The 21074-nt window shown below is 59.9% G+C and carries 23 protein-coding genes; 14 read left to right on the top strand and 9 right to left on the bottom strand.

Annotation, left to right across the window (positions count from 1 at the left end; genetic code table 11):
- Window positions 1-201 precede the first annotated feature (201 nt).
- The 4 genes from SOP97_RS05680 to SOP97_RS05665 all read right to left on the bottom strand — a co-directional run bounded on the left by SOP97_RS05680 (window position 202) and on the right by SOP97_RS05665 (window position 2832).
- Window positions 202-1005: a hydroxypyruvate isomerase family protein gene (locus SOP97_RS05680; RefSeq protein WP_274086743.1), complete on the bottom strand. Its 804-nt coding sequence runs from the start codon at window positions 1003-1005 to the stop codon at window positions 202-204.
- Entirely contained in the window at window positions 1002-1907 is a 906-nt protein-coding gene (locus tag SOP97_RS05675; RefSeq protein ID WP_322948536.1) for an NAD(P)-dependent oxidoreductase, read from the bottom strand. Before SOP97_RS05675 ends, SOP97_RS05680 begins: the two co-directional genes overlap by 4 nt.
- A gap of 164 nt (window positions 1908-2071) precedes the next feature.
- Window positions 2072-2440 (bottom strand): DUF5064 family protein, encoded by a 369-nt coding sequence (locus SOP97_RS05670; RefSeq protein WP_322948535.1) that lies wholly within the window; start codon window positions 2438-2440, stop codon window positions 2072-2074.
- Window positions 2441-2514: 74 nt separating this feature from the next.
- Complete coding sequence (locus tag SOP97_RS05665; RefSeq protein WP_274086746.1) at window positions 2515-2832, bottom strand: DUF2288 family protein; 318 nt, start codon at window positions 2830-2832, stop codon at window positions 2515-2517.
- A gap of 312 nt (window positions 2833-3144) precedes the next feature.
- Between SOP97_RS05665 and SOP97_RS05660 the strand changes: the two genes are divergently transcribed.
- From SOP97_RS05660 to SOP97_RS05610, 11 genes are all read left to right on the top strand, one after another.
- A complete protein-coding gene (locus tag SOP97_RS05660) occupies window positions 3145-4266 on the top strand; it encodes a branched-chain amino acid ABC transporter substrate-binding protein (RefSeq protein WP_274086747.1) in 1122 nt (373 codons plus the stop codon).
- 117 nt (window positions 4267-4383) lie between these two features.
- Window positions 4384-5307, top strand: a complete 924-nt coding sequence (gene livH, locus SOP97_RS05655; protein ID WP_274086748.1) for a high-affinity branched-chain amino acid ABC transporter permease LivH — start codon at window positions 4384-4386, stop codon at window positions 5305-5307.
- Window positions 5304-6572: a high-affinity branched-chain amino acid ABC transporter permease LivM gene (locus SOP97_RS05650; protein ID WP_411912027.1), complete on the top strand. Its 1269-nt coding sequence runs from the start codon at window positions 5304-5306 to the stop codon at window positions 6570-6572. Before livH ends, SOP97_RS05650 begins: the two co-directional genes overlap by 4 nt.
- Window positions 6569-7336, top strand: coding sequence for a high-affinity branched-chain amino acid ABC transporter ATP-binding protein LivG (gene livG / locus SOP97_RS05645; protein ID WP_274086749.1), 768 nt, complete (start codon window positions 6569-6571; stop codon window positions 7334-7336). The genes SOP97_RS05650 and livG overlap by 4 nt, the downstream gene beginning before the upstream one ends.
- Window positions 7336-8037: an ABC transporter ATP-binding protein gene (locus SOP97_RS05640; protein WP_274086750.1), complete on the top strand. Its 702-nt coding sequence runs from the start codon at window positions 7336-7338 to the stop codon at window positions 8035-8037. Before livG ends, SOP97_RS05640 begins: the two co-directional genes overlap by 1 nt.
- Before the next feature lie 177 nt (window positions 8038-8214).
- Window positions 8215-8925, top strand: coding sequence for an rRNA pseudouridine synthase (locus SOP97_RS05635; protein ID WP_322948534.1), 711 nt, complete (start codon window positions 8215-8217; stop codon window positions 8923-8925).
- 48 nt (window positions 8926-8973) lie between these two features.
- Window positions 8974-9438 (top strand): YehS family protein, encoded by a 465-nt coding sequence (locus SOP97_RS05630; RefSeq protein ID WP_274086752.1) that lies wholly within the window; start codon window positions 8974-8976, stop codon window positions 9436-9438.
- 113 nt (window positions 9439-9551) lie between these two features.
- Complete coding sequence (locus SOP97_RS05625; protein ID WP_322948533.1) at window positions 9552-10322, top strand: SDR family oxidoreductase; 771 nt, start codon at window positions 9552-9554, stop codon at window positions 10320-10322.
- A 39-nt stretch (window positions 10323-10361) separates the two neighbouring features.
- On the top strand, window positions 10362-11057 hold the full coding sequence (gene tsaA, locus SOP97_RS05620) for a tRNA (N6-threonylcarbamoyladenosine(37)-N6)-methyltransferase TrmO (protein WP_322948532.1): 696 nt from the start codon (window positions 10362-10364) through the stop codon (window positions 11055-11057).
- Between the two features lie 111 nt (window positions 11058-11168).
- Window positions 11169-11582 carry a VOC family protein gene (locus SOP97_RS05615; protein ID WP_322948531.1) on the top strand — a complete coding sequence of 138 codons (414 nt, stop codon included), beginning with the start codon at window positions 11169-11171 and terminating at the stop codon, window positions 11580-11582.
- A 200-nt stretch (window positions 11583-11782) separates the two neighbouring features.
- A complete protein-coding gene (locus SOP97_RS05610; protein ID WP_322948530.1) occupies window positions 11783-13141 on the top strand; it encodes a diguanylate cyclase domain-containing protein in 1359 nt (452 codons plus the stop codon).
- 25 nt (window positions 13142-13166) lie between these two features.
- Here the strand turns inward: SOP97_RS05610 and fpr are convergent, their stop codons facing one another.
- Window positions 13167-13946, bottom strand: coding sequence for a ferredoxin-NADP reductase (gene fpr / locus SOP97_RS05605; RefSeq protein ID WP_322948529.1), 780 nt, complete (start codon window positions 13944-13946; stop codon window positions 13167-13169).
- Between the two features lie 122 nt (window positions 13947-14068).
- Between fpr and SOP97_RS05600 the strand changes: the two genes are divergently transcribed.
- The gene (locus SOP97_RS05600; RefSeq protein ID WP_274086758.1) at window positions 14069-14995 is read left to right on the top strand and encodes a LysR family transcriptional regulator; all 927 of its coding nucleotides are present in this window, start codon (window positions 14069-14071) and stop codon (window positions 14993-14995) included.
- 8 nt (window positions 14996-15003) lie between these two features.
- Here SOP97_RS05600 and SOP97_RS05595 read toward each other — a convergent pair whose 3' ends face one another.
- A complete protein-coding gene (locus SOP97_RS05595) occupies window positions 15004-15375 on the bottom strand; it encodes a diacylglycerol kinase (RefSeq protein ID WP_322948620.1) in 372 nt (123 codons plus the stop codon).
- Window positions 15376-15428: 53 nt separating this feature from the next.
- Window positions 15429-16079 (bottom strand): response regulator transcription factor ErdR, encoded by a 651-nt coding sequence (gene erdR / locus SOP97_RS05590; protein WP_322948528.1) that lies wholly within the window; start codon window positions 16077-16079, stop codon window positions 15429-15431.
- A 197-nt stretch (window positions 16080-16276) separates the two neighbouring features.
- Between erdR and SOP97_RS05585 the strand changes: the two genes are divergently transcribed.
- On the top strand, window positions 16277-17179 hold the full coding sequence (locus SOP97_RS05585) for a DMT family transporter (RefSeq protein WP_322948527.1): 903 nt from the start codon (window positions 16277-16279) through the stop codon (window positions 17177-17179).
- Between the two features lie 63 nt (window positions 17180-17242).
- Here SOP97_RS05585 and SOP97_RS05580 read toward each other — a convergent pair whose 3' ends face one another.
- Window positions 17243-17953, bottom strand: a complete 711-nt coding sequence (locus SOP97_RS05580; RefSeq protein WP_322948526.1) for a tRNA-uridine aminocarboxypropyltransferase — start codon at window positions 17951-17953, stop codon at window positions 17243-17245.
- Window positions 17954-18170: 217 nt separating this feature from the next.
- On the opposite strand from SOP97_RS05580, the gene SOP97_RS05575 reads away from it, so the two are divergent.
- A complete protein-coding gene (locus SOP97_RS05575; protein WP_274086762.1) occupies window positions 18171-18569 on the top strand; it encodes a quorum-sensing-regulated virulence factor family protein in 399 nt (132 codons plus the stop codon).
- 60 nt (window positions 18570-18629) lie between these two features.
- On the opposite strand, the gene SOP97_RS05570 is transcribed toward SOP97_RS05575, so the two are convergent.
- Window positions 18630-21032, bottom strand: a complete 2403-nt coding sequence (locus tag SOP97_RS05570; RefSeq protein WP_322948525.1) for a phosphoketolase family protein — start codon at window positions 21030-21032, stop codon at window positions 18630-18632.
- Window positions 21033-21074: the final 42 nt, after the last annotated feature.

Here is a 21074-nt window from a genome sequence, read left to right as displayed (position 1 = left end):
GAAGCACGTCAGCCGCGTTTAGCCAGCTGCCGTGTCCAGCACCTACAAGGCCAATCTAGAGCCTTGCACCTAGGCTGTCTGTGACTATTTGCGCTGTGTATGCCGGGTAATGACCGCCCCGGCAAACAGCTCACGCATGGCATGTTTCAGCTAGCCCGATACGCGAAGCGCGACGGCGACCTGAAGAGCCATTGAGCGCAATTACGACAACCTTTCATCACGCAACAGCTCGCGCCACTCGCTAAGCCAGCCCAAGCCGGCACCAGTACCCGCTTCACCCGGCCGATACTCAGCCGCTAGCCAACCCCGATACCCCTGCTCACGCAAGGCTGCTAGCACTGGCACGAATTGCAGCTCACCCGTGCCCGGCGCGCCGCGCCCTGGATAATCGGCAAACTGCACATGGCCAATACGCCCGGCCAGCAGAGCAAGCCCCGCGGCGATATCCAAGCCCTGACGGGCCATGTGATAAAGGTCGTACTGCGCGCTCAGATTAGAGTGCGCAACGGCTTTGAGCAGCGCATCGAGCTGCTCCGGGGTATTGATCAGAAACCCTGGCATATCCAGTGGGTTGATTGCCTCGACCACCACAGCAATGCCCAATAACTGAAAGGCCTCGGCGGTCTTGCGCAGGTTGCTGACCAGGCAGGCCAGCGCCTGCTCAGGCTCAAGCCCCGCGGCCAGGCGCCCGGGCAACACGTTGACCAGCGCCGGGCGGACCATAGCGGCATAGCTCAGCGCCTCCTGCAACGCCGCCTCAAACTCGGCCTGACGTGCAGGCACCGCCGCCAAGCCCGCACCGCCGCTCATCAGATCACCCACCGGCAGGTTGATCAGCCGCAACGGCATACCTGCGGCCTCCAGCGCCTCCTTCAAAAGAATGGCCGGCAGCTCGTAAGGAAACTGAATTTCCACGCCATCAAAGCCGGCCGCCGCCGCAGCCACTACCCGCTCGATCAGCGGTAATTCCGTAAACAGCAGCGACAGGTTAGCGGCGATTTTCATGACTGAGACTCTTGATGCTTTGGCGCCCGGTACAGCTGCACCAGAGTTGCGGGGTCGCGTTCCAGATTGCCCTGGCTGCCGTGCTGACGCATCAGTTGCGCGGCTAAACCACTGAGCGGCGTGGCCGAGCCGATTTGCTGCGACAGCTTCACCGCTGTATCCAGGTCCTTCAGCAGGGTGCGCACATGCCATTTGACGGGCTCGAACTGACTCTCGGCCATTTGCGGCGCGAGAATCTGCAGCGGTTTGGAGTCGGCAAAACCGCCGGCCAGCGCCGGGGCGATCAGGCTGGCATCGACACCTGCTTGCTCGGCCAGGGCCACCACTTCGGCGATCACCAGCGCATTACAGGCGACAATCATCTGGTTGCACACCTTGGTGACCTGGCCTGCGCCTACATCGCCCATGCGCGTCAGGCGTTGCCCAAGATGCGCAAGAATCGGCCGCACGCGCTCAACATCCTCGACCCGGCCACCGGCCATGATCGCCAAGGTGCCATTGGCCGCCCCTGGGGTACCGCCGGACACCGGCGCATCGACCCAATGCATGCCACAGCGAGCATGCAGCTCGGCAGCCATCGCACGGGTGGCTGCCGGCTCCAGGCTGGAAAAGTCCACCAGCAGCTGCCCTGGTTTGGCCGTTTCAACAATGCCCCCCGGGCCGAACACCACCTCGCGCACCACCTCAGTGTTGGCCAAGCAAAGCATCACGATATCGGCTTGGGCGCAGAGCTGCGCCGGGCTCGCCACCGCGTGCGCGCCCAGCGCCTGCAGAGGGGCGCACTTCTCACTCGAACGGTTCCAGACCGTCAGCGCAAAACCAGCGGCCAGCAGGCGCTGGGTCATGGGCAGGCCCATCAGGCCAATACCCGCAAAGGCCAAAGCAGGAAGGGCTGTAGACATAAGCAGACTCCAATTCAATCAAGGCCGCTATCTTAGCCTAGGTTGCACCGGCATCCGCCTTGCTCCGTCAACGCCCGCATAATGGCGTACGGTTTTGCACGCCAACACAGAATTGACTGAAAACCGGTTGGCACAGACCTGCTGCACTGGCCGACATGAGCGGCTTACAAGCCGTCCTTTTGCAGGTGATCGAGATTAACCGGCTCGCCACTGTGCGCGCCGAGCTTGGCACGAATGTCCTCGAACATCTGATCGAACTCGCTATGGCTACGCATAATCAGGCTGCTGTTGGTGGGCAAACCATGTTTATGCGCCAGACGGCTGGCCACACTGGCGAAGTTGTAGGCGGTGTCACGGTGCAACTCGAAGACTTCTTCAAAAGCCTTGCCGTCCACCTGCCCTTGCATACGCATGTGTAGCATCGGACCTTCACTCGGGTCCTGGCGCACCTCGTAATAGAGGTCGACGCTGAAGAGCGGCATTTCAGCCGTAGCAATGCTGTTGGCGCGATGCAAATGACCGGGTTCAAACATGCTGATGGTTCCCCTTATCAGTCCGTGGTGCTGCCAGCATAGTTGCTCAGCTTGTGCATGGCGTACGCGCCAACTCAGTGCAGCGGTGCGCGCGCGAGTCGTTCTTGCGCCAGCACCCAGGGCGCGACGACCACCGCCCACAGCTCTGGATCGCGCTTTTGCAGGTCTTCAGCCTGGCTGTCATCAACCCGGCTCAGCTGCCCTGCCGCCAGCCAGGCGGAAACCTTGGCCTGGTCGTTCTGCGCCACCGCCTGCGCGACATCGATCAGGTCCAGCGCAGCGTCTACCAGCAACAACGCACCGCGGGCGAAGGTCGGTTGCAGCTCCTGCCAGGTAATCGGCGCCGTTTCGCCAAGCAGCTTGGCATAGAGGGTGCTAGGTTGTTCTGTCATGGGTAGCTCAGACATGGGGTGCCCTGTTAGTGATGGCTGTATTAGAAATCGGCCGCCATGATAGCGTCGACCCGCCTGCTGGCAAATTCGCGACGTCGCCAGCGACGAGAAAGACACGCCGTTTTTCTATACATTTGTTGTGTTAAAGCGACACCCCAAGGTTTTGCCCCCAGCAAGCTGCTTTCCAAGCCGCGAAGCCGCGCTCTACACTGCACCGGTACAGTTGCCGGGGGGATGGCCGGGGAAACAACCCGGTTCTGCAGCTTTGGCCGCCAGAACTACAACAATCAAAACCAATAAGAGTGGAGCACTATGAACAAGGCTACTAAGCAGATTTCCAAACTGTTTGCCGCCATGGCCATGGCTGGCGTTGCCAGCTACTCGGTAGCAGCAGACACCATCAAAATTGGCCTGGCAGGCCCCGTCACCGGCGCCGTCGCGCAATACGGTGAGATGCAGTTCATCGGTGCCAAAATGGCCATCGAGCAGATCAACAAAGCCGGCGGCGTAAACGGTGCCATGCTCGAAGGCGTGGTTTATGACGACGCCTGCGACCCGAAACAAGCGGTTGCCGTGGCCAACAAGATCGTCAACGACGAAGTTAAATTCGTGGTTGGCCACCTGTGCTCCAGCTCTACTCAGCCCGCGTCCGATATTTACGAAGACGAAGGCATCCTGATGATTACCGCGGCCTCCACCAGCCCGGACATCACCTCGCGCGGTTATGAACTGATTTTCCGCACCATCGGCCTGGACAGCCTGCAGGGCCCAACCGCGGGTAACTTCATCGCTGACCACGTTAAGCCCAAAGCTGTTGCCGTGATCCATGACAAGCAGCAGTACGGCGAAGGCATTGCCACCGCGGTCAAGCAGACACTGGAAAGCAAAGGCACCAAGGTTGTTCTGTTCGAAGGCATCAACGCCGGCGACAAGGACTTCTCCTCGATGATCTCCAAGCTTAAGCAAGCCGGTGTCGACTTCGTTTACTACGGTGGCTACCACCCAGAGCTGGGTCTGCTGCTGCGCCAAGCGTCCGAGAAAGGCCTGAGCGTCAAGTTCATGGGTCCTGAAGGCGTGGGCAACAAGGAAATCTCGGCCATCGCAGGCCCGGCTTCCGAAGGCATGCTAGTCACCCTGCCGAAGTCGTTCGACCAGGACCCACGCAACCAGGCGCTGGTTGATGCGTTCAAAGCCAAGAACGAAGACCCAAGCGGCCCGTTCGTATTCCCTGCCTATGCCGCTGTTCAGGTAATCGCTGAAGGCATCACTAAAGCAGGTGGTACCGACACCGCGAAAGTGGCCGCAGCCCTGCGCGCCAACAGCTTTGATACCCCGACTGGCAGCCTGAGCTTCGATGAGAAGGGTGACCTGAAGGACTTCAGCTTCGTGGTGTACGAGTGGCACCAGGACGGCACCAAGTCCGAAGCCAAGTAAGCCTCCCCGCCTGAACCCAAAGCCCACTGCACATGCCGTGGGCTTTGCTTATTAGAAGAATTCCGGTTGCATGCTGCGCCTTAAGCGCTGCCTTGCGTGCCACCCAGGAGTTAGGCAATGCCTGATCTGTATCACTACCTGCAACAGCTGGTTAACGGCCTGACCGTTGGCAGCACCTACGCCCTGATAGCCATCGGCTACACCATGGTTTACGGCATCATCGGCATGATCAACTTCGCCCACGGCGAGGTGTACATGATTGGCTCGTATGTCGCGTTTATCGCGATTGCCGGCCTGACCATGCTGGGGCTCGACAGCCTGCCACTGCTGATGATCGCCGCCTTTGCCGGCAGCATTATTATTGCCAGTGCTTACGGCTATAGCATCGAACGGGTCGCCTACCGGCCACTGCGCGGCGGTAACCGTCTCATCCCGCTGATTTCCGCCATCGGCATGTCGATTTTCCTGCAAAACGAAGTGCTGCTGGCCCAGGATTCAAAAGACAAAGCCATCCCTAACCTGCTGCCCGGCAACTTCGTGTTTGGTGAAAGCGCGATGAATGGCGTGGTGATTTCCTACATGCAGGTGCTGGTTTTCGTCGTCACCTTCTTCGTGATGCTCGGCCTGACCCTGTTCATCTCACGCTCCCGCCTGGGCCGCGCCTGCCGCGCCTGTGCAGAAGACCTGAAGATGGCCAACCTGCTGGGCATCAACACCAACAACATCATTGCCCTGACCTTCGTCATCGGCGCAGCCCTGGCCGGTGTCGCCGCGGTGCTGCTGGGCATGCAATACGGCGTGATCAACCCCCACTTGGGCTTCCTCGCCGGGATCAAGGCCTTCACCGCCGCGGTACTGGGCGGCATCGGCAGCATTCCGGGCGCGGTTCTCGGCGGCCTGTTACTCGGTCTGGCCGAGGCGTTTGGTGCCGACATTTTCGGCGACCAATACAAGGATGTGGTGGCCTTCAGCCTATTGGTGCTGGTGTTGCTGTTCCGTCCTACGGGCATCCTCGGTCGTCCGGAGGTTGAAAAAGTATGAGTACTGCCATCACCAAAAACCTCAAGACCGCGATTTTCAGCGCCCTGCTGGTGCTGGCCGTGGCCTATCCGGTACTCGGCCTGAAGCTGACGACTGTCGGCATCAAGCTCGAAGTGCAAGGCGCCAGCCCGGCGATTATCTGGACCATCGCCGGCTGCGCCATCGCCATGTTCTTTTGGCAATTGTTCCGTAGCCAACTGAGTGCGGCCTGGAACCAGGTACCGAGCCTGCCGAGCGTGCCGAGCAAGGCGAGCAACTTCCTCACCCTGCCCTCGACCCAGCGCTGGATCATCCTTGGCCTGATCATGGTCGCCCTGGCCTGGCCGTTCTTTGGTTCGCGCGGCGCGGTGGATATCGCCACCCTGATCCTGATCTACGTAATGCTCGGCCTCGGCTTGAACATCGTGGTGGGTTTGGCCGGCTTGCTCGACCTGGGTTACGTCGGGTTCTACGCGGTCGGTGCCTACAGCTATGCACTGCTGTCGCACTACTACGGCTTGGGCTTCTGGGTGTGCCTGCCGATTGCCGGCCTGATGGCGGCATTCTTCGGCTTTATCCTCGGCTTCCCGGTGCTGCGTCTGCGCGGTGACTATTTGGCCATCGTCACCCTCGGTTTCGGCGAGATCATCCGCATCCTGCTGCGTAACATGACCGAGCTGACCGGCGGCCCCAACGGCATCAGCAACATCGACAAACCGACGCTGTTCGGCCTGTCGTTCGAGCGCCGCGCGGCCGAAGGGATGCAAACCTTCCACGAGTATTTCGGCGTCGCCTACAACTCGATCAACAAGGTGATCTTCCTCTACCTGATCGCTCTGCTGCTGGTGTTGCTGACCCTGTTCGTGATCAATCGCCTGCTGCGTATGCCGATTGGCCGGGCCTGGGAAGCCCTGCGTGAGGACGAAATCGCCTGCCGCGCGCTGGGCATGAACCCGACCATCATCAAGCTCTCGGCGTTCACCCTGGGCGCGACCTTCGCTGGTTTCGCCGGCAGTTTCTTCGCCGCGCGCCAAGGGCTGGTGACTCCGGAATCGTTCACCTTTATCGAGTCGGCGATCATTCTGGCCATCGTCGTGCTGGGCGGCATGGGATCGCAACTCGGCATCATCCTCGCTGCCGTGGTGATGATTCTGCTGCCCGAACTGATGCGTGAGTTCAGCGAGTACCGCATGCTGATGTTCGGTGCGCTGATGGTATTCATGATGATCTGGCGTCCGCAGGGCTTGCTGCCCATGCAACGTCCACACCTGGAGCTGAAACGATGAGCCGCCCGATTCTAGAAGTAAGCGGCCTGTCCATGCGCTTCGGCGGCCTGCTGGCCGTCAACGGCGTCGGTTTGTCCGTGAAAGAGAAGCAAGTGGTGTCGATGATCGGCCCCAATGGTGCCGGCAAGACCACCGTGTTCAACTGCCTGACCGGCTTCTACCAGCCCACCGCGGGCAGCATCAGCCTGGATGGCGAGCGCATCGAGGGCCTACCGGGCCACAAGATCGCCCGCAAAGGTGTAGTCCGCACCTTCCAAAACGTGCGCCTGTTCAAAGACATGACCGCAGTGGAAAACCTGCTGGTGGCGCAACATCGCCACCTCAACACCAACTTCCTCTCCGGACTGTTCAAGACCCCGGCGTTTCGCAAAAGCGAGCGCGAGGCTATGGATTACGCCGCGCATTGGCTGGATCAGGTCAACCTGACCGAGTTCGCCAACCGCCCGGCAGGCACCCTGGCCTACGGTCAGCAACGCCGCCTGGAAATCGCCCGCTGCATGATGACCCGCCCGCGCATCCTGATGCTCGACGAACCCGCTGCAGGCCTCAACCCGCGCGAAACCGACGACCTCAAAGCGCTGATTGGCATGCTGCGCGATAAGCACAACGTGACCGTGCTGCTGATTGAGCACGACATGAAACTGGTCATGAGCATTTCCGACCACATCTATGTGATCAACCAGGGCACGCCCCTGGCGGACGGTACGCCGGAGCAAATCCGCGAGAACCCGGACGTGATCAAAGCCTACCTGGGGGAAGCGTGATGCTGTATTTCGAGAACGTTTCCACCTTCTACGGCAAGATCCAGGCACTGCACGACGTCAACGTTGAAGTCCGTCAAGGTGAGATCGTCACCCTGATCGGCGCCAACGGGGCGGGCAAGTCGACCCTGCTGATGACCCTGTGCGGCAACCCACAGGCCAGCAGCGGCAGTATTCGCTACCAAGGCGAAGAACTGATCGGCATGGACACCCCCGAGATCATGCGCAAGAGCATTGCCGTGGTCCCAGAAGGTCGCCGCGTGTTCGCCCGCCTGACCGTGGAGGAAAACCTGGAAATGGGCGGGTTCTTCGGCAGCAAAGCCGATAACCAGGAGCAGATGGACAAGGTCTTGCTGCTCTTCCCGCGCCTGAAGGAACGCTTTGCCCAGCGCGCTGGCACCATGTCCGGTGGTGAACAGCAAATGCTCGCCATCGGCCGTGCGCTGATGAGCAAGCCAACCCTGCTGCTGCTCGATGAGCCGTCGCTGGGCTTGGCACCGATCATCATCCAGCAGATTTTCGACATCATCGAACAGCTGCGCAAAGATGGCGTGACGGTGTTCCTGGTCGAGCAAAACGCCAACCAGGCGCTCAAGCTCGCGGACCGTGGCTACGTGCTGGAAAACGGCCGAATCGTTATGCAGGGCAGCGGTGAAGAATTGCTAACCAACCCTAAAGTACGCGATGCGTACCTAGGCGGCTAACCACCCGCGCAATAAAAAACCGCCCCCTCGGGCGGTTTTTTATTGCCGCGTAAAAAGTCAGACCCGGAGCATTTCCACTAGGCAGCAGATTTATCGTCGCCATCCGCCTGATCTTCCGTGCATAGCCGCTACGGACAGTTACAATAGCGACCCTTTGTTTTTTGATGACTGCTTTTTATGACCGAGCCTGTTCGCCTGTCCAAACGCCTGATTGAAGTGATCGGCTGTTCGCGCCGCGAGGCCGAGCTGTATATCGAGGGCGGCTGGGTCACGGTGGACGGCGTGGTCGTCGAAGAGCCGCAATTCAAAGTCAGCGAGCAACGCGTCGAGTTACTCGCCGATGCCGTGCTCACCCCCAGCGAGCCGGTTACCCTGCTGCTCAACGTACCTGCCGGGCACTACCCCGATCGCGCCATCGAGAGCATCGGCGCAGCTAACCATTGGGCAGACGACGCCAGCGGCATCCGCCCACTGAAAAGTCATTTCGCCCGCCTGAATAGCTGCGCGCCGCTGCAAGCCGGTGCTGATGGCCTGCACGTGCTGACTCAGGACTGGCGCATCGAGCGCAAGCTCAAAGAAGACCTGAACAAGCTTGAGCAGGAATATGTGGTCGAGGTCATCGGCACCTTGAGCGCCAGCCAACTCAAGCGCCTGGCTCAGGGCCTGATTTTTAACGGCGTGGCCTTGCCGCCGTGCAAAGTCAGCTGGCAGAACGAAACGCGCCTACGCTTCGCCTTGAAGAATCCACTGCCCGGCCAGCTTGTCTTTATGTGCAACAGTGTCGACCTCAAGGTACTGAGCATGAAGCGCATCCGCATCGGCGGCGTGTCGATGGGCAAGGTGCCGCCTGGGCAGTGGCGCTACCTGGCCGGCAAAGAACGTTTCTAATTTTTTAGCTGATGCGTCTTGTGCATCAGCCCTTTTCAGGATCACCCCATGCTTAATAACGACATACTGCGCAGCCTGCGCTACACCCTCAACATCAGCGATGCGCAGATGGCCGAAATCTTCCAGCTGAGCGGCAAAAAAATCAGCGTAGCCGAGCTCAGCCCGCTGCTGAAAAAGGATGATGAAGAGGGTTTTACCGTTTGCGACGATGAGTTGATGGCGCACTTTCTCGATGGCCTGGTGTACTTCAAACGTGGCAAAGATGACAGCCGTCCGGGCCAACCTTTCGAGCTGCCAATCACCAACAACATCGTGCTGAAAAAATTGCGCGTGGCGTTCGAGTTGAAAGAAGACGACATGCATGCGGTCATGAACAGCGTCGACTGCCCGGTTTCCAAGCCGGAAATGAGCGCACTGTTCCGCAAAGTCGGCCATAGCAACTACCGCGCCTGCGGTGATCAATTCCTGCGTAACTTCCTCAAGGGCCTTACCCTGCGCGTACGCGGCGAATAACTCAGTCTTGTGCCATGCGCCCTGCATGGCCGAGTATTTCCAAGAGCAATAGTGCCTGCCGCACGGCAGGCGCACGATTAGGCTGGTGGCATTCATCCCCCTGAGGAATTGCCATGCACCCCTATTTCGATCTGCAAGGTCGCACCGCCCTGGTTACTGGCGGCACCCGCGGCATCGGCAAGATGATCGCCAAAGCCTTTGTTGAAGCGGGCGCAACCGTTTACGTGTGCGCCCGTGACGGCGAAGCCTGCGCACAAACCGCCACCGAGTTGTCAGCCTTTGGCACCTGCCATGGCATCGCCGCCAACCTGGCCAGCGAAATAGGCGTGCAGGTCTTGGCCGAGCAACTGGCAGAGAAGATCGCCAGCCTGGATATTCTGGTCAACAACGCTGGCACCACCTGGGGCGCGCCACTGGAGAGCTACCCAGCCAAGGGCTGGGAAAAGGTCATGCAACTCAACGTCACGTCGGTGTTCAGCTGCATACAGCAATTACTGCCCCTGCTGCGCAAGGCCGGTAGCGCGGCTAATCCGGCGCGGGTGATTAACATCGGTTCGGTCGCCGGTATCACCTCGCACGGCGAAAACGCTTACGCCTACGGCCCGAGCAAAGCCGCACTCCACCAGTTGTCACGGATGCTGGCACGCGAACTGGTGAGCGATCACATCAACGTGAACGTCATCGCGCCGGGACGCTTCCCCAGCAAGATGACCCAACACATTGCTGGCGATGAGGCGGCCATGGCTGAAGACACGGCATTAATTCCAATGCAGCGCTGGGGCCGTGAAGAAGAAATGGCCGCCCTGGCGATCAGCCTGGCCAGTACCGCTGGCGCCTATATGACTGGCGCAATCATCCCCATCGACGGTGGTTTTAGCCTCTAGTCGGGTACTATGGCGGCGTTTTCACTCGATCACGCCGCCATGTCTTATTCTGTTTCACCCATCGGTTTTGTCCGCTCCTGCTTCAAGGAGAAGTTCGCCATCCCGCGTCAGCCTCAGCTCGCCCCCGCCGCCCGCGGCGTGCTGGAACTGTGTGCACCTTTCGATAATGGCGATGCAGTACAAGGCCTGGAACAAGTCAGCCATGTCTGGCTGCTGTTCCTGTTTCACCAAGCCCTGGAAGATAAACCACGGCTCAAGGTGCGCCCGCCACGACTGGGCGGTAACCAATCGGTCGGGGTATTCAGCACCCGCGCCACCCATCGCCCTAACGGCATTGGCCAGTCCGTGGTCAAGCTGGACAAGGTCGAACCGGGCAAGCTCTGGCTCTCCGGTATTGATTTGCTCGACGGCACCCCGGTATTGGATATCAAACCCTACGTGCCCTATGCCGATAGCGTCGCTGGCGCCTACAACCGCATTGCCGACAGCGCACCAGCATTGATCGACGTCAGCTGGCAGGACAGTGCACTCACCCAGGCCCACACGCACGCCCAACGCCTGGCTGAGCCCCTGGTCGAGCTGATCGAACAATGCCTGGCCCAGGACCCGCGTCCGGCCTATCAGCAGCCTTCCCCCGAGCGCCGTTACGGCGTGCGCTTCTGGGATGTCGACGTGCACTGGCATTACCCGCAGCCTGGCTGCATCCGCGTGCTGGATGTGATGTTGGCCGGCTGACGGCGACAGAGAAGGCCTCACCTCTTTGCATCTGGAGGCGGAAGACTCGCAGCAGAAGCTTATTTTGTCTTATATTTTAAAGCTAAATGTATACAAAAAAAGGATTCCCAGATGCTCGAACGTCCCGGTCGCCTCAACGGCTTACGCCATATCGCCCTGCTCGTACCCAACCTGGAAGCCTGCGAACGCTTTTACGTGGACATCCTCGGCATGCAGGTGCTGCATCGCGCCAATCCGGACTTGGTTTACCTGACCTGCGGCAATGACAACCTCTCCCTTGGCCGCGCCTTTGTTCCCAGCAATGGCGAACAAGCTGTCGATCATTACGGTTTTATCGTCGACAGCATCGAGGAGCTCCATGCCTGGTACCACTACTTCAACGAACAGGGCGTGACCTTGCTCGACCGGCCATTCGCCCACGGTGATGGCGCGCACAGCTTCCACCTGCTCGATCCTGCCGGCAATAAGGTACAGCCGATCTACCATCCAGCCATCTCCGGGCAGCGTTTCAGCAACGCGCATTAACGCCGTAGTCGGTTGCTTGAACGATGCGCCCTTAGTTGAGTTGATGCTCAGCTAAGGGCAGACGGGCCAATGTGTAGCGACATTGCACTCCCGGATAAAAAAGCGTTTCCTGTTATGCAGTTGGACATGCCGGCTATACTGCCAAAAGGCCACTAGTCGACTTACCCCGCCTATACCACGCACCGACTTATTGTGAACGTATGCCACTCAGCCGCTACGCCCCCACCGAAAACCTTATAGACCTGCTCCTCGATGCCATCTGCGTCGTGGACAAAAGCGGGCGCTTTGTTTTCGTCAGCGCGGCCTGTCAGCGTATTTTTGGCTACCACGCAGACGAAATGATCGGCAAGCCCATGATCGACATGGTGCACCCTGATGATCGGGTAAAAACGTTGCAAGCCGCCGCGGAAATTATGCAGGGGGTACACAAACCGCATTTCGAGAATCGCTACCTGCGCAAGGATGGGCAAACGGTACACATTCTCTGGTCAGCACGCTGGTCGGAAGATGATCAGGTGCGCGTTGCAGTCGCCCATGACATCACGGCCCGAAAGCGCAGCGAAGCGATTCAGGCGGCGCTGTATGGCATCGCGGAGGTCGCGCACTCGGCAAAAGACTTACTTGCACTGTTTCAGCAGGTGCACTTAATCATCGACGAGCTACTGCCTGCCATTAACTTCTCAGTTGCACTCTACGATAAACAGCACGACGCTCTAACCTTTCCCTACCCCGCCCTCTCCCCTGAACAGCACCACGACGCCGCTCACGTGCATATCGCCACGCTGAGTGCTGACGTCATTCAGGCAGGTAAAACCCTGTTGCACACATCAGCCAGCGAAGCGCCTGCAAGCGACTCAGCGAGGCAATACTGGCTAGGCGTGCCGCTGCAATCGCATAAAGGCGTGATCGGCGCGTTAATCGTGCGCAATACTGCTCAAAACGACGACGAGCAAGAACTCCTGCAGTTCGTCTCGACTCAGGTTGCAACGGCCATAGAGCGCCAGCAAATGCTTAACCGCTTGCAGTTTATGGCGCAGTACGACGCGCTGACTCAGTTGCCTAATCGCGAACTGCTGCGCGACCGTTTACAGATCGCCCTGGCGCGTGCGCGCCGCGAGCAGTCGCAGGTGGCGGTGTTGTTTCTTGATCTGGACAAGTTCAAGCAGGTCAACGACACCCTCGGTCATGCTGCCGGTGACCTCTTGCTGCAAGGCGTGGCGCAGCGCATCCAGCAATGCCTGCGTGAGGTCGATACCGTGGCGCGTTTTGCCGGCGATGAATTTGTCATATTGCTTGAGGACTTTTCTTCAGCCGAGCATGCCAATGCGGTGGCCGAGAAAATTCGCCAGAGCCTCAACCAACCCTTCACGCTGCATGAGCAAAGCATGACCATCCTGCCGAGCATCGGCATTGCCCTGTACCCGCAGCACGCGTTGGATGAGCAGCAATTGCTGCAGCATGCCGACAACGCCATGTATATGGCCAAGCAGAACGGCGGCAACCGCTCTCAGAGCGCCCAGCAGATGAGTGGAACACACACTAAAAAGCCCGCTGATTAGCGGGCTTTTTAGTGTGGTTAAGCGCTTACTTTTCGACGAACGCCCGCTCAATCAAATAGTCGCCGGGCTCGCGCATGCGCGCAGAAACCTGCAAGCCGAACTCGTTCAGCACCTCGCTGGTTTCGTCGAGCATGCTCGGGCTGCCGCAGATCATCGCGCGGTCATCCTGCGGGTTGATCGGTGGCAGGCCGATGTCCTGAAACAGCTTACCGCTGCGCATCAGGTCAGTCAGACGGCCCTGATTCTCGAACGGCTCGCGGGTCACCGTTGGGTAGTAAATCAATTTATCTTTCAGCGCCTCACCAAAGAACTCGTTTTGCGGCAAGTGCTCGGTGATGAACTCACGGTAGGCCACTTCATTCACATAGCGTACGCCGTGAACCAGGATGACCTTTTCGAAGCGCTCGTAGGTTTCCGGGTCCTGAATCACGCTCATAAAAGGCGCCAGACCCGTGCCGGTGCTGAGCAGATACAGGTGCTTACCCGGCTTGAGGTCATCCAGCACCAGGGTGCCGGTGGGTTTCTTGCTGATGACGATCTCGTCGCCTTCCTTCAGATGCTGCAGCTGCGAGGTCAGCGGACCGTCCGGCACCTTGATGCTGAAAAACTCCAGATGCTCTTCCCAATTCGGGCTGGCAATCGAGTAAGCGCGCATTAGCGGGCGACCATTATCCTGCTGCAAGCCAATCATCACAAACTGACCATTCTCGAAACGCAGACCCGGATCGCGGGTGCACTTGAAGCTGAACAACGTATCGTTCCAGTGATGAACACTCAGAATACGCTCAGCGTTAAGGTTGCTCATGCTCGGGGCTCCGCAGAAGGTAATGTAGCCAGCGCGCTTTGGCGCAATTGCGGGGCATTGTAATGAGCGACTCAATATCTGTTAACTTGATTATCAAGATATAGGTTATCGGTTATATAGATATGCGATTTACGATCAGGCAACTGCAAATTTTCGTCGCCGTAGCCCAACAGGAAAGCGTCTCGCGAGCGGCGGATTCATTGGCCCTGTCGCAATCGGCGACCAGCACCTCACTGAGTGAACTGGAGCGTCAATCCGACTGCCAACTGTTCGACCGCGCTGGCAAACGTTTGCGCCTTAATGCCCTTGGTCTGCAGTTACTGCCCCAGGCCGTCGCCCTGCTCGACCAGGCCAAGGAGATCGAACGCCTGCTGGGCGGCAAGAGCGGCTTTGGCTCGCTAAATGTCGGCGCCACCCTGACCGTCGGTAACTATCTAGCCACGCTGCTGATCGGTAACTTCATGCAACGCCACCCCGAGTGCCGGGTCACGCTGCAGGTGCACAATACGGCTTATGTGGTGCAGCAGATTGCCCACTACGAGCTGGACATGGGCATGATCGAAGGGGATTGCCAGCACCCGGACATTGAGGTGCAGCCTTGGGTTGAAGACGAGCTGGTGGTGTTCTGTGCGCCGCAGCATGCGCTGGCACAACGCCGCGAGGCGAGTTTGGAAGAGCTGACCCACGAGGCATGGATACTGCGTGAGCAGGGCTCTGGCACCCGCCTGACCTTTGACCAGGCCATGCGTCATCACCGCAGCGGCCTGAATATCCGCCTGGAGCTGGAGCACACTGAAGCGATCAAACGGGCGGTGGAATCGGGCTTGGGGATTGGCTGTATTTCCCGCCTGGCGCTGCGTGATGCGTTTCGCCGCGGCAGCCTGGTGGCGGTGGAAACACCTGAGCTGGACCTGCGCCGGCAGTTCTACTTTATCTGGCACAAACAGAAGTACCAAACCGCCGCCATGCGTGAATTTATCGAGCTGTGCCGTGCCCTGACTGCCGGAGTCACGCGCAGTGATCAGATTGTTCTGCCAACCATCGCCTGAGCTGAGAATTAACCGAGCAGGATAATCGCCCACACCAGGGCAATCAGGCTGAGGGCAATAAACTGGGCGGCGCTGCCCATGTCCTTGGCGTTCTTCGACAGCGGGTGCAGTTCCAGCGAGATGCGATCAATCGCCGCTTCTACCGCCGAGTTGAGCAACTCAACGATCAGCGCCAGCAGGCACACAGCAACCATTAACGCGCGCTCGACGCGGCTGACATCCAGTAAAAACGCCACAGGCACCAGCGCTAGGTTGATCAACAGCAGCTGGCGGAATGCGGCTTCGCCAGTGAATGCAGCACGCAGGCCAGCCAACGAATAACCGGTGGCATTAAGAATACGTTTAAGGCCCGTTTGGCCTTTGAATGGCGACATCATCACGACCATGTGCAGAGAAGCCCGGCAGGCTACGCCAAGCCGTGGATAAAAGCACTTCAGTTAGAGGGTATCGATTCCAACTGCTGCAACAGCAACGCCGCCTGCGTGCGAGTTCGCACACCCAGCTTGCGGAAAATCGCCGTGACATGGGCTTTCACCGTGGCTTCAGACACGCTCAGCTCATAAGCGATCTGCTTGTTCAGCAAACCGTCGCACACCATGGTCAGCACGCGGAACTGCTGTGGCGTGAGGCTGGCCAAACCGGCACTGGCGGCCTTCGCCTCGGCCGACAAGGCAATCGCTTCCGGGCTCTGCTGCGGCCACCACACTTCACCGTCGAGTACCAGGCGCACAGCTTGCTGAATGGTTTCCAGCGGGCTGGACTTGGGAATAAAGCCGCTGGCCCCAAACTCCCGCGAACGCGCAACGATGGTCGGCTCTTCCTGGGCAGAAATCATCACCACCGGGATATGCGGGTATTGCCCACGCAGCAAGACCAAACCCGAAAACCCGTAGGCACCCGGCATATTGAGATCTAGCAGGACCAGATCCCAATCGGTTTTCTCTGCCAGGCAGGCCTCAAGCTCGGCAATGCTGGCCGCTTCAACCAGCTTTACATCCGGGCCCAGCCCCAGCGTCAGGGCCTGCTGCAAGGCGCTGCGGAACAAAGGGTGATCATCGGCAATAAGGATTTCAAATGCGGCCATGGTGAATCCTGTTTTTGTTATGTGGATACCCGCCAGGGGTAATGTCCAAGGCTCGGAACAGTACGTGCAGGGCGCAGGGTTGCCGCGCAAGCAAACCTGATATCGCAGAAAAGCGCACCAGCATGCCGAGCGCTGACGGGGTGGTCAAGCACGATGCTTTGCGGCACAGTTCGCAACTTTGCCGACGAGAGCCTGAAATGCGAAGCCACGCCCTGCGCGCTGACCTGTTGATGCTAGTGACCGCCATGATTTGGGGCTCATCCTTTGTCGCCCAGCGCTTGGGCATGGATTCGATCGGACCGTTCCTTTATACCGGCCTGCGCTTTGCGCTGGCCGCGGTGATTCTGCTGCCCGTGCTGCGCCTGCTGGAGAGCCGTACCCGCAGCACTGCTGCGGTCGTACCGTTAAACCGTCAGCTGCTGCGCGGCGGCGTACTCATGGGCCTGGCCCTGGCGCTGGGGATCAACCTGCAGCAGGTTGGCCTGCTGTTCACCAGCGTGACTAACTCCGGCTTTATCACCGGGCTGTACGTGATTGTCGTGCCGCTACTCGGACTGTTTATCGGCCACAAGACCGGCCTGGGTATCTGGCTGGGAGCTTGCCTGGCGGTAGTCGGGATGTTCTTGCTGAGCGTCGGTGAGGGTTTTCATGTGGCCTCCGGCGATTGGCTGCAACTGGCCGGCGCCTTCGTTTGGGGCGTGCATGTGCTGCTGGTGGGGTTCTTTGCCGGCCGTCATGATCCACTGCGCCTGGCCTTGGTGCAGTTCATCACGTGCGCAGTAATCAGCCTGGTGCTGGCGCTGATCTTTGAAGAAATTCAGCTGCACGCGATCATCGCAGCAGGCCCTGCACTTCTCTATGGCGGAGTGATTGGCGTGGCCGTCGGCTTTACCCTGCAAGTGGTGGCGCAGAAAGACGCCATCGCCTCCCACGCCGCCATTATTCTCTCGCTGGAGGCGGTATTCGCCGCCATCGCCGGGGCCTGGCTGCTAGGCGAATCACTGGAGCTGCGCGGCTACTTCGGCTGTGCATTGATGTTCGCCGGCATGCTATTGGCGCAGCTGTGGCCAAGAAAACTGGCCCCACATCAGGCCGCTTAAACCCTGCGCTGCCGAGCCTGTGGTTATCCGGGCTCGGCAAGACCGCTTGATGACGCCGGGCGACTAGAGAAACTCGCGCAGGCGATCGTGCAGAGGATCATCCAGCGTTACCGCCCGCGGCGCCTTGGCGGCCAGGTAGTGCTGGCTGAAAACATCCAGATAGGCATTCAAACCATCAGCGGCGCGCTGGTCACCCGCCAGTTCCAAGCACAGGGCCGCGACTTCCGCAGTACAGAAGTGATCGTCACGTTTGGAGCGGCGCAGCTTGTAGCGTGACAGCTGCTCGGCCTGCAGGCTCAGCACCGGCAGGCTATCGAGGTAAGGGCTTTTGCGAAACATCTTGCGCGCCTCGCTCCAGGTGGCATCCAGCAGCACAAACAGCGGCCGCTTGCCGCTCTCCGGGCGCACCTCGCTGACCACCCGCTCGGCGGCCACATATTCACCCGGAAACACCAGATAAGGCTGCCACTGCGGGTCGCGCAGCAATGCTGGCAGGTCAGCATCGACCTCCACCCGTGACCAGCCAAACGCCGAGGTATCGGCCAACACATCGGCAATCAGCCAACCGGTATTGCTCGGCTTGAGCGCTTCGACATCATGCATCAACAAGCACACCGCAGAGCGGGCTGCGATACGTGGCCGCCAGGCGCACAGACAATGGGTCACCGCCAAGCGGCAATTATCACAGCGCACCGAGCGGCTGCCACGGGCGAGAAAAGGTTTGGCACTGCGGGCAATCCGCGCAGCCCGCAAACGCGCGACAGCGTGGCTCATCAGGCATTCACCTGACAGAAGAAAAAGGACGGCATGGGTGATCCTGGGTCGACAAGCGCGGCAGTCTAACAAAGCCCGCCACGGCGTATTCAACCATACATCTTTCGCCGCCAGCGCCGGCAACAGCGCAAGAGCCTGCGGACGAGTAAGATAGGCGCCACTGAACCTCTACCGGCGACTGCCGGTCAGAGGAGTCGAGACGACTTTGGAGAATCCCATGCTGCGTTTGACCAGCCTGACCCTGGCCTTGAGCCTGCCGCTGTTTGCACAGGCGGCCACCCTTAAAGACTTTGAACTGAGTAAAGCCTTGGAACAAGTCGCGCGCGAAAGCAGCGTGGGTACACCACGGGCAATCAATGAAGACATTCTCGATCAAGGCTATACCGTTGACGGCAGTGAGCTGGTCAACCACCTCAGCGTGCGCAGCGAACATGCCGCCAAGATGCGCGGCAACCCCGATGTAGTGCGCGCGCAACTGGCCAACAGCGTGTGCCGCAATAACGGTTATCGCCAGCTGCTGGCACGCGGTGCGGTGCTGCGTTATGAGTTCAGCGAGTACAAAAGCAACCGCCCGGTGACCACCGAGCGCTTCAGTAAAGCCGACTGCGGCCTCTAAGTCGCAACCACTGGCTTCGCGCGACACGGCTTAATCGCCAGCGTCGCGCACGCCCCAGGGCTAAAGCAGGCAGCGCGGGTCACCATGCCCCTGCACCGCCGCGAGCTCCTCAGCATTGAGCAACTCGCCCAGTGGTTTATCCAGTAACCCTGCAGCAACCTCCAGCACATGCCCCCAGCTGGCCTGATTGGCGAACAACATGCCTGGCTCATCCAACGTGCCGCCGCGATTGCGGTAGCCCAACACGCGACTCTGACGACCCTCACCCAGCAGCGGCCAGAGATGCCCGCGCGCCACTTCCGGGCGCATATGGGTGAGCAGCACGCGCCGTGAACAGGCGGCGGGGAATAACTGCTCAACCCGCTCGGCAGCGGTCATCCCAGCCGCTTCCCAATGGTCACGCGGCTCACGGAAACGCCCGGGCTCCTGCAGATAAACCAAACGCCAGGCGCAACCGGCCTCACTGAGACGAACAGCCGCACGCTGCATTTCCGCCAGCTGATAACTGCCGGTGGCGATCAAGAGCACAGGTTGCGCGCCGGGTTTCTCGGCCACGAGTAGAGCGCCGTCTTGCGCCAACTGTTCGGCTTGCTCAGGGCTGAAGACATAAGGCCGCTCGCGTTTAGCAATCACCATGCATGCCAGCTGCCCCCGTGCCTGATAGATGCCCGGCAACAACGCCAATACCGAGTTATGGTCAGCCGGAAACACCACCCGGACCATGTCGCTCATTTCACCCAGTAAGGCCTCGCAGAAGGTGGTGTCCTGATGCGACTGCTGATTCTTACCGTTCTCCCAGGTGTGTGAGGTGGCCACCAGCGGCCAGCCCAGCCAACCGGCCGGACGCCCAGCTTCTTTCTGCTGCCGAGCAAAGATGATGCGCTGACGCACCGCGCCGAGCATCTTCACGCAGAAGGCCTCATAGCTCGCCACCAGGTTCAGGCCACCCTGATTGGCCAGGCAGGCAGATACCACCGCCTCTTCGTTGAGCGCAGTGATGATCGCGCCATCGAGCGCTTCCAGCGGGCTTTCCGGCGCGATAACACGATGCTTGAGCGCCTCGAGCACACCACCAAGACGGTTGCTGGCCAGCTCATCCGGGTTGCCGACCCGTGGGCGCAGCTGCGGGTTAGCACGCACCAGATCGACAAAGAATCGGTCCAGGGCCAGCATCGGCGAGCAGGCGCGCTGCTGATACTGCAGCGCAGGCAGCTGCGCCAATGACGGCTGGCGCTGCGCCAAGGGGTTGTCCCGCTCCAGCGCCCGCGTGCCTCGCGCCGCAAAAATCGCGCAGGCGGCACGCAGCTCATCTAGGGCGACCCACAGCGGCGCGGCATGTTGATTGAATAGCGCACGCGCGGCCTCATCGCTATGCGGGCTGGCGGGTAACGGCAGGTTATGCGCGGCATTGCTGCCGGCCCCATAGAAGCCGAAGCCTTTCAGCGTTTCAGCAATGCCATAGGGCATCGGCAGCGGGTAATTCAGCACACCGTCACGCAGTTCCTGCACCCGGTGGCTCGTGCGCTGCTCCATTTCCCACAGAGCGCACACAAAAGCCGCCGGGTCGCGCCCATCGAAGCTCACGGGGTCAAAGCTGCAATGACGCAGGTGCTCGCGGAAATTATCCAGCCCGGCAGGTGTCGCCAGCTCAGTGCGTTGTTCAATACGCCGGCCATTGGCGATCATCACTGGCAGCGCTAAGCCACAATCTTCAGCACGCCACCAACGTGGCATCCAATCACTGCCGCGCTGCTCCTCGGCCGCGCCATCGGAGAGAAACGCCACCAGCGTCTCGCCCGGCAATGGCAGATGAGCATATTGCAGCTCGGCAAAGCCCAGATAGCCGCCCTCGGCGATACCACCCGCCGTGTGCGGATTAACGTGACTGCCCAGCGGCGCGCTGACCTGACCGGCGGCGTTCTGCGCATAACTGTAGAAATCCGCTACCAGCTGGCTCATGCCGGCCTCATCACAGGGGTAACGTTCGGCCTGTTCTGGATGCTGATTAGCCGTCAGCAGATTGAGCGCCTCAATGGCCGCGACACAATGGCCCTGCCCCATCAACCAGCCGCGGGTTTCCCCGGTGAGATTATTCAGCGCCAGGTAGCCGGCATAGGCCGGCACCATATTCAGCGCTCCCCCGGTATGGCCCTCGGGTGAGGCCTTGAAGTCCTCTGCAACAAGCGCCACACCGTCGAGGCGTACGCGCTGGGCATAGGTCATATGCACCACCAACCACATCCCCGCCGCGCTCAGCCGATCCAGCGCGTGAAAGTGTCGGTAGACACTCGCCAGGTCCACCTGCAGCCCCGCCTGCACCAATTGGTGGGCCATGCGGTACACCGCCGCACACGTCTGCGGACTATGCTGTAACGGGCCATAACCGCGCTGCCAAGCGGCAAAGTCCGGCTCAAGGCGGGCATGCTCGGCCAACTCGCTGGCGCTGGGGAATAGCTGGGTCATAGAGGGCTCCAATGGTTTGACAACGTTCAGGCTTTTTTCCGT

It is taken from the genome of Pseudomonas spirodelae (assembly GCF_034653255.1).
Taxonomy (GTDB): Bacteria; Pseudomonadota; Gammaproteobacteria; order Pseudomonadales; family Pseudomonadaceae; genus Aquipseudomonas; species Aquipseudomonas spirodelae.
Note: the sequence above shows the minus strand (reverse complement) of the source record. Positions and strands in the feature narration are given on the sequence as shown.

Coding starts and splice junctions, on each gene's coding strand:
- SOP97_RS05680 (WP_274086743.1), bottom strand. CDS start 1,005: ATGAAAATCGCCGCTAACCTGTCGCTGCTGTTTACGGAATTACCGCTG.
- SOP97_RS05675 (WP_322948536.1), bottom strand. CDS start 1,907: ATGTCTACAGCCCTTCCTGCTTTGGCCTTTGCGGGTATTGGCCTGATG.
- SOP97_RS05670 (WP_322948535.1), bottom strand. CDS start 2,440: ATGTTTGAACCCGGTCATTTGCATCGCGCCAACAGCATTGCTACGGCT.
- SOP97_RS05665 (WP_274086746.1), bottom strand. CDS start 2,832: ATGACAGAACAACCTAGCACCCTCTATGCCAAGCTGCTTGGCGAAACG.
- SOP97_RS05660 (WP_274086747.1), top strand. CDS start 3,145: ATGAACAAGGCTACTAAGCAGATTTCCAAACTGTTTGCCGCCATGGCC.
- livH (WP_274086748.1), top strand. CDS start 4,384: ATGCCTGATCTGTATCACTACCTGCAACAGCTGGTTAACGGCCTGACC.
- SOP97_RS05650 (WP_411912027.1), top strand. CDS start 5,304: ATGAGTACTGCCATCACCAAAAACCTCAAGACCGCGATTTTCAGCGCC.
- livG (WP_274086749.1), top strand. CDS start 6,569: ATGAGCCGCCCGATTCTAGAAGTAAGCGGCCTGTCCATGCGCTTCGGC.
- SOP97_RS05640 (WP_274086750.1), top strand. CDS start 7,336: ATGCTGTATTTCGAGAACGTTTCCACCTTCTACGGCAAGATCCAGGCA.
- SOP97_RS05635 (WP_322948534.1), top strand. CDS start 8,215: ATGACCGAGCCTGTTCGCCTGTCCAAACGCCTGATTGAAGTGATCGGC.
- SOP97_RS05630 (WP_274086752.1), top strand. CDS start 8,974: ATGCTTAATAACGACATACTGCGCAGCCTGCGCTACACCCTCAACATC.
- SOP97_RS05625 (WP_322948533.1), top strand. CDS start 9,552: ATGCACCCCTATTTCGATCTGCAAGGTCGCACCGCCCTGGTTACTGGC.
- tsaA (WP_322948532.1), top strand. CDS start 10,362: ATGTCTTATTCTGTTTCACCCATCGGTTTTGTCCGCTCCTGCTTCAAG.
- SOP97_RS05615 (WP_322948531.1), top strand. CDS start 11,169: ATGCTCGAACGTCCCGGTCGCCTCAACGGCTTACGCCATATCGCCCTG.
- SOP97_RS05610 (WP_322948530.1), top strand. CDS start 11,783: ATGCCACTCAGCCGCTACGCCCCCACCGAAAACCTTATAGACCTGCTC.
- fpr (WP_322948529.1), bottom strand. CDS start 13,946: ATGAGCAACCTTAACGCTGAGCGTATTCTGAGTGTTCATCACTGGAAC.
- SOP97_RS05600 (WP_274086758.1), top strand. CDS start 14,069: ATGCGATTTACGATCAGGCAACTGCAAATTTTCGTCGCCGTAGCCCAA.
- erdR (WP_322948528.1), bottom strand. CDS start 16,079: ATGGCCGCATTTGAAATCCTTATTGCCGATGATCACCCTTTGTTCCGC.
- SOP97_RS05585 (WP_322948527.1), top strand. CDS start 16,277: ATGCGAAGCCACGCCCTGCGCGCTGACCTGTTGATGCTAGTGACCGCC.
- SOP97_RS05580 (WP_322948526.1), bottom strand. CDS start 17,953: ATGAGCCACGCTGTCGCGCGTTTGCGGGCTGCGCGGATTGCCCGCAGT.
- SOP97_RS05575 (WP_274086762.1), top strand. CDS start 18,171: ATGCTGCGTTTGACCAGCCTGACCCTGGCCTTGAGCCTGCCGCTGTTT.
- SOP97_RS05570 (WP_322948525.1), bottom strand. CDS start 21,032: ATGACCCAGCTATTCCCCAGCGCCAGCGAGTTGGCCGAGCATGCCCGC.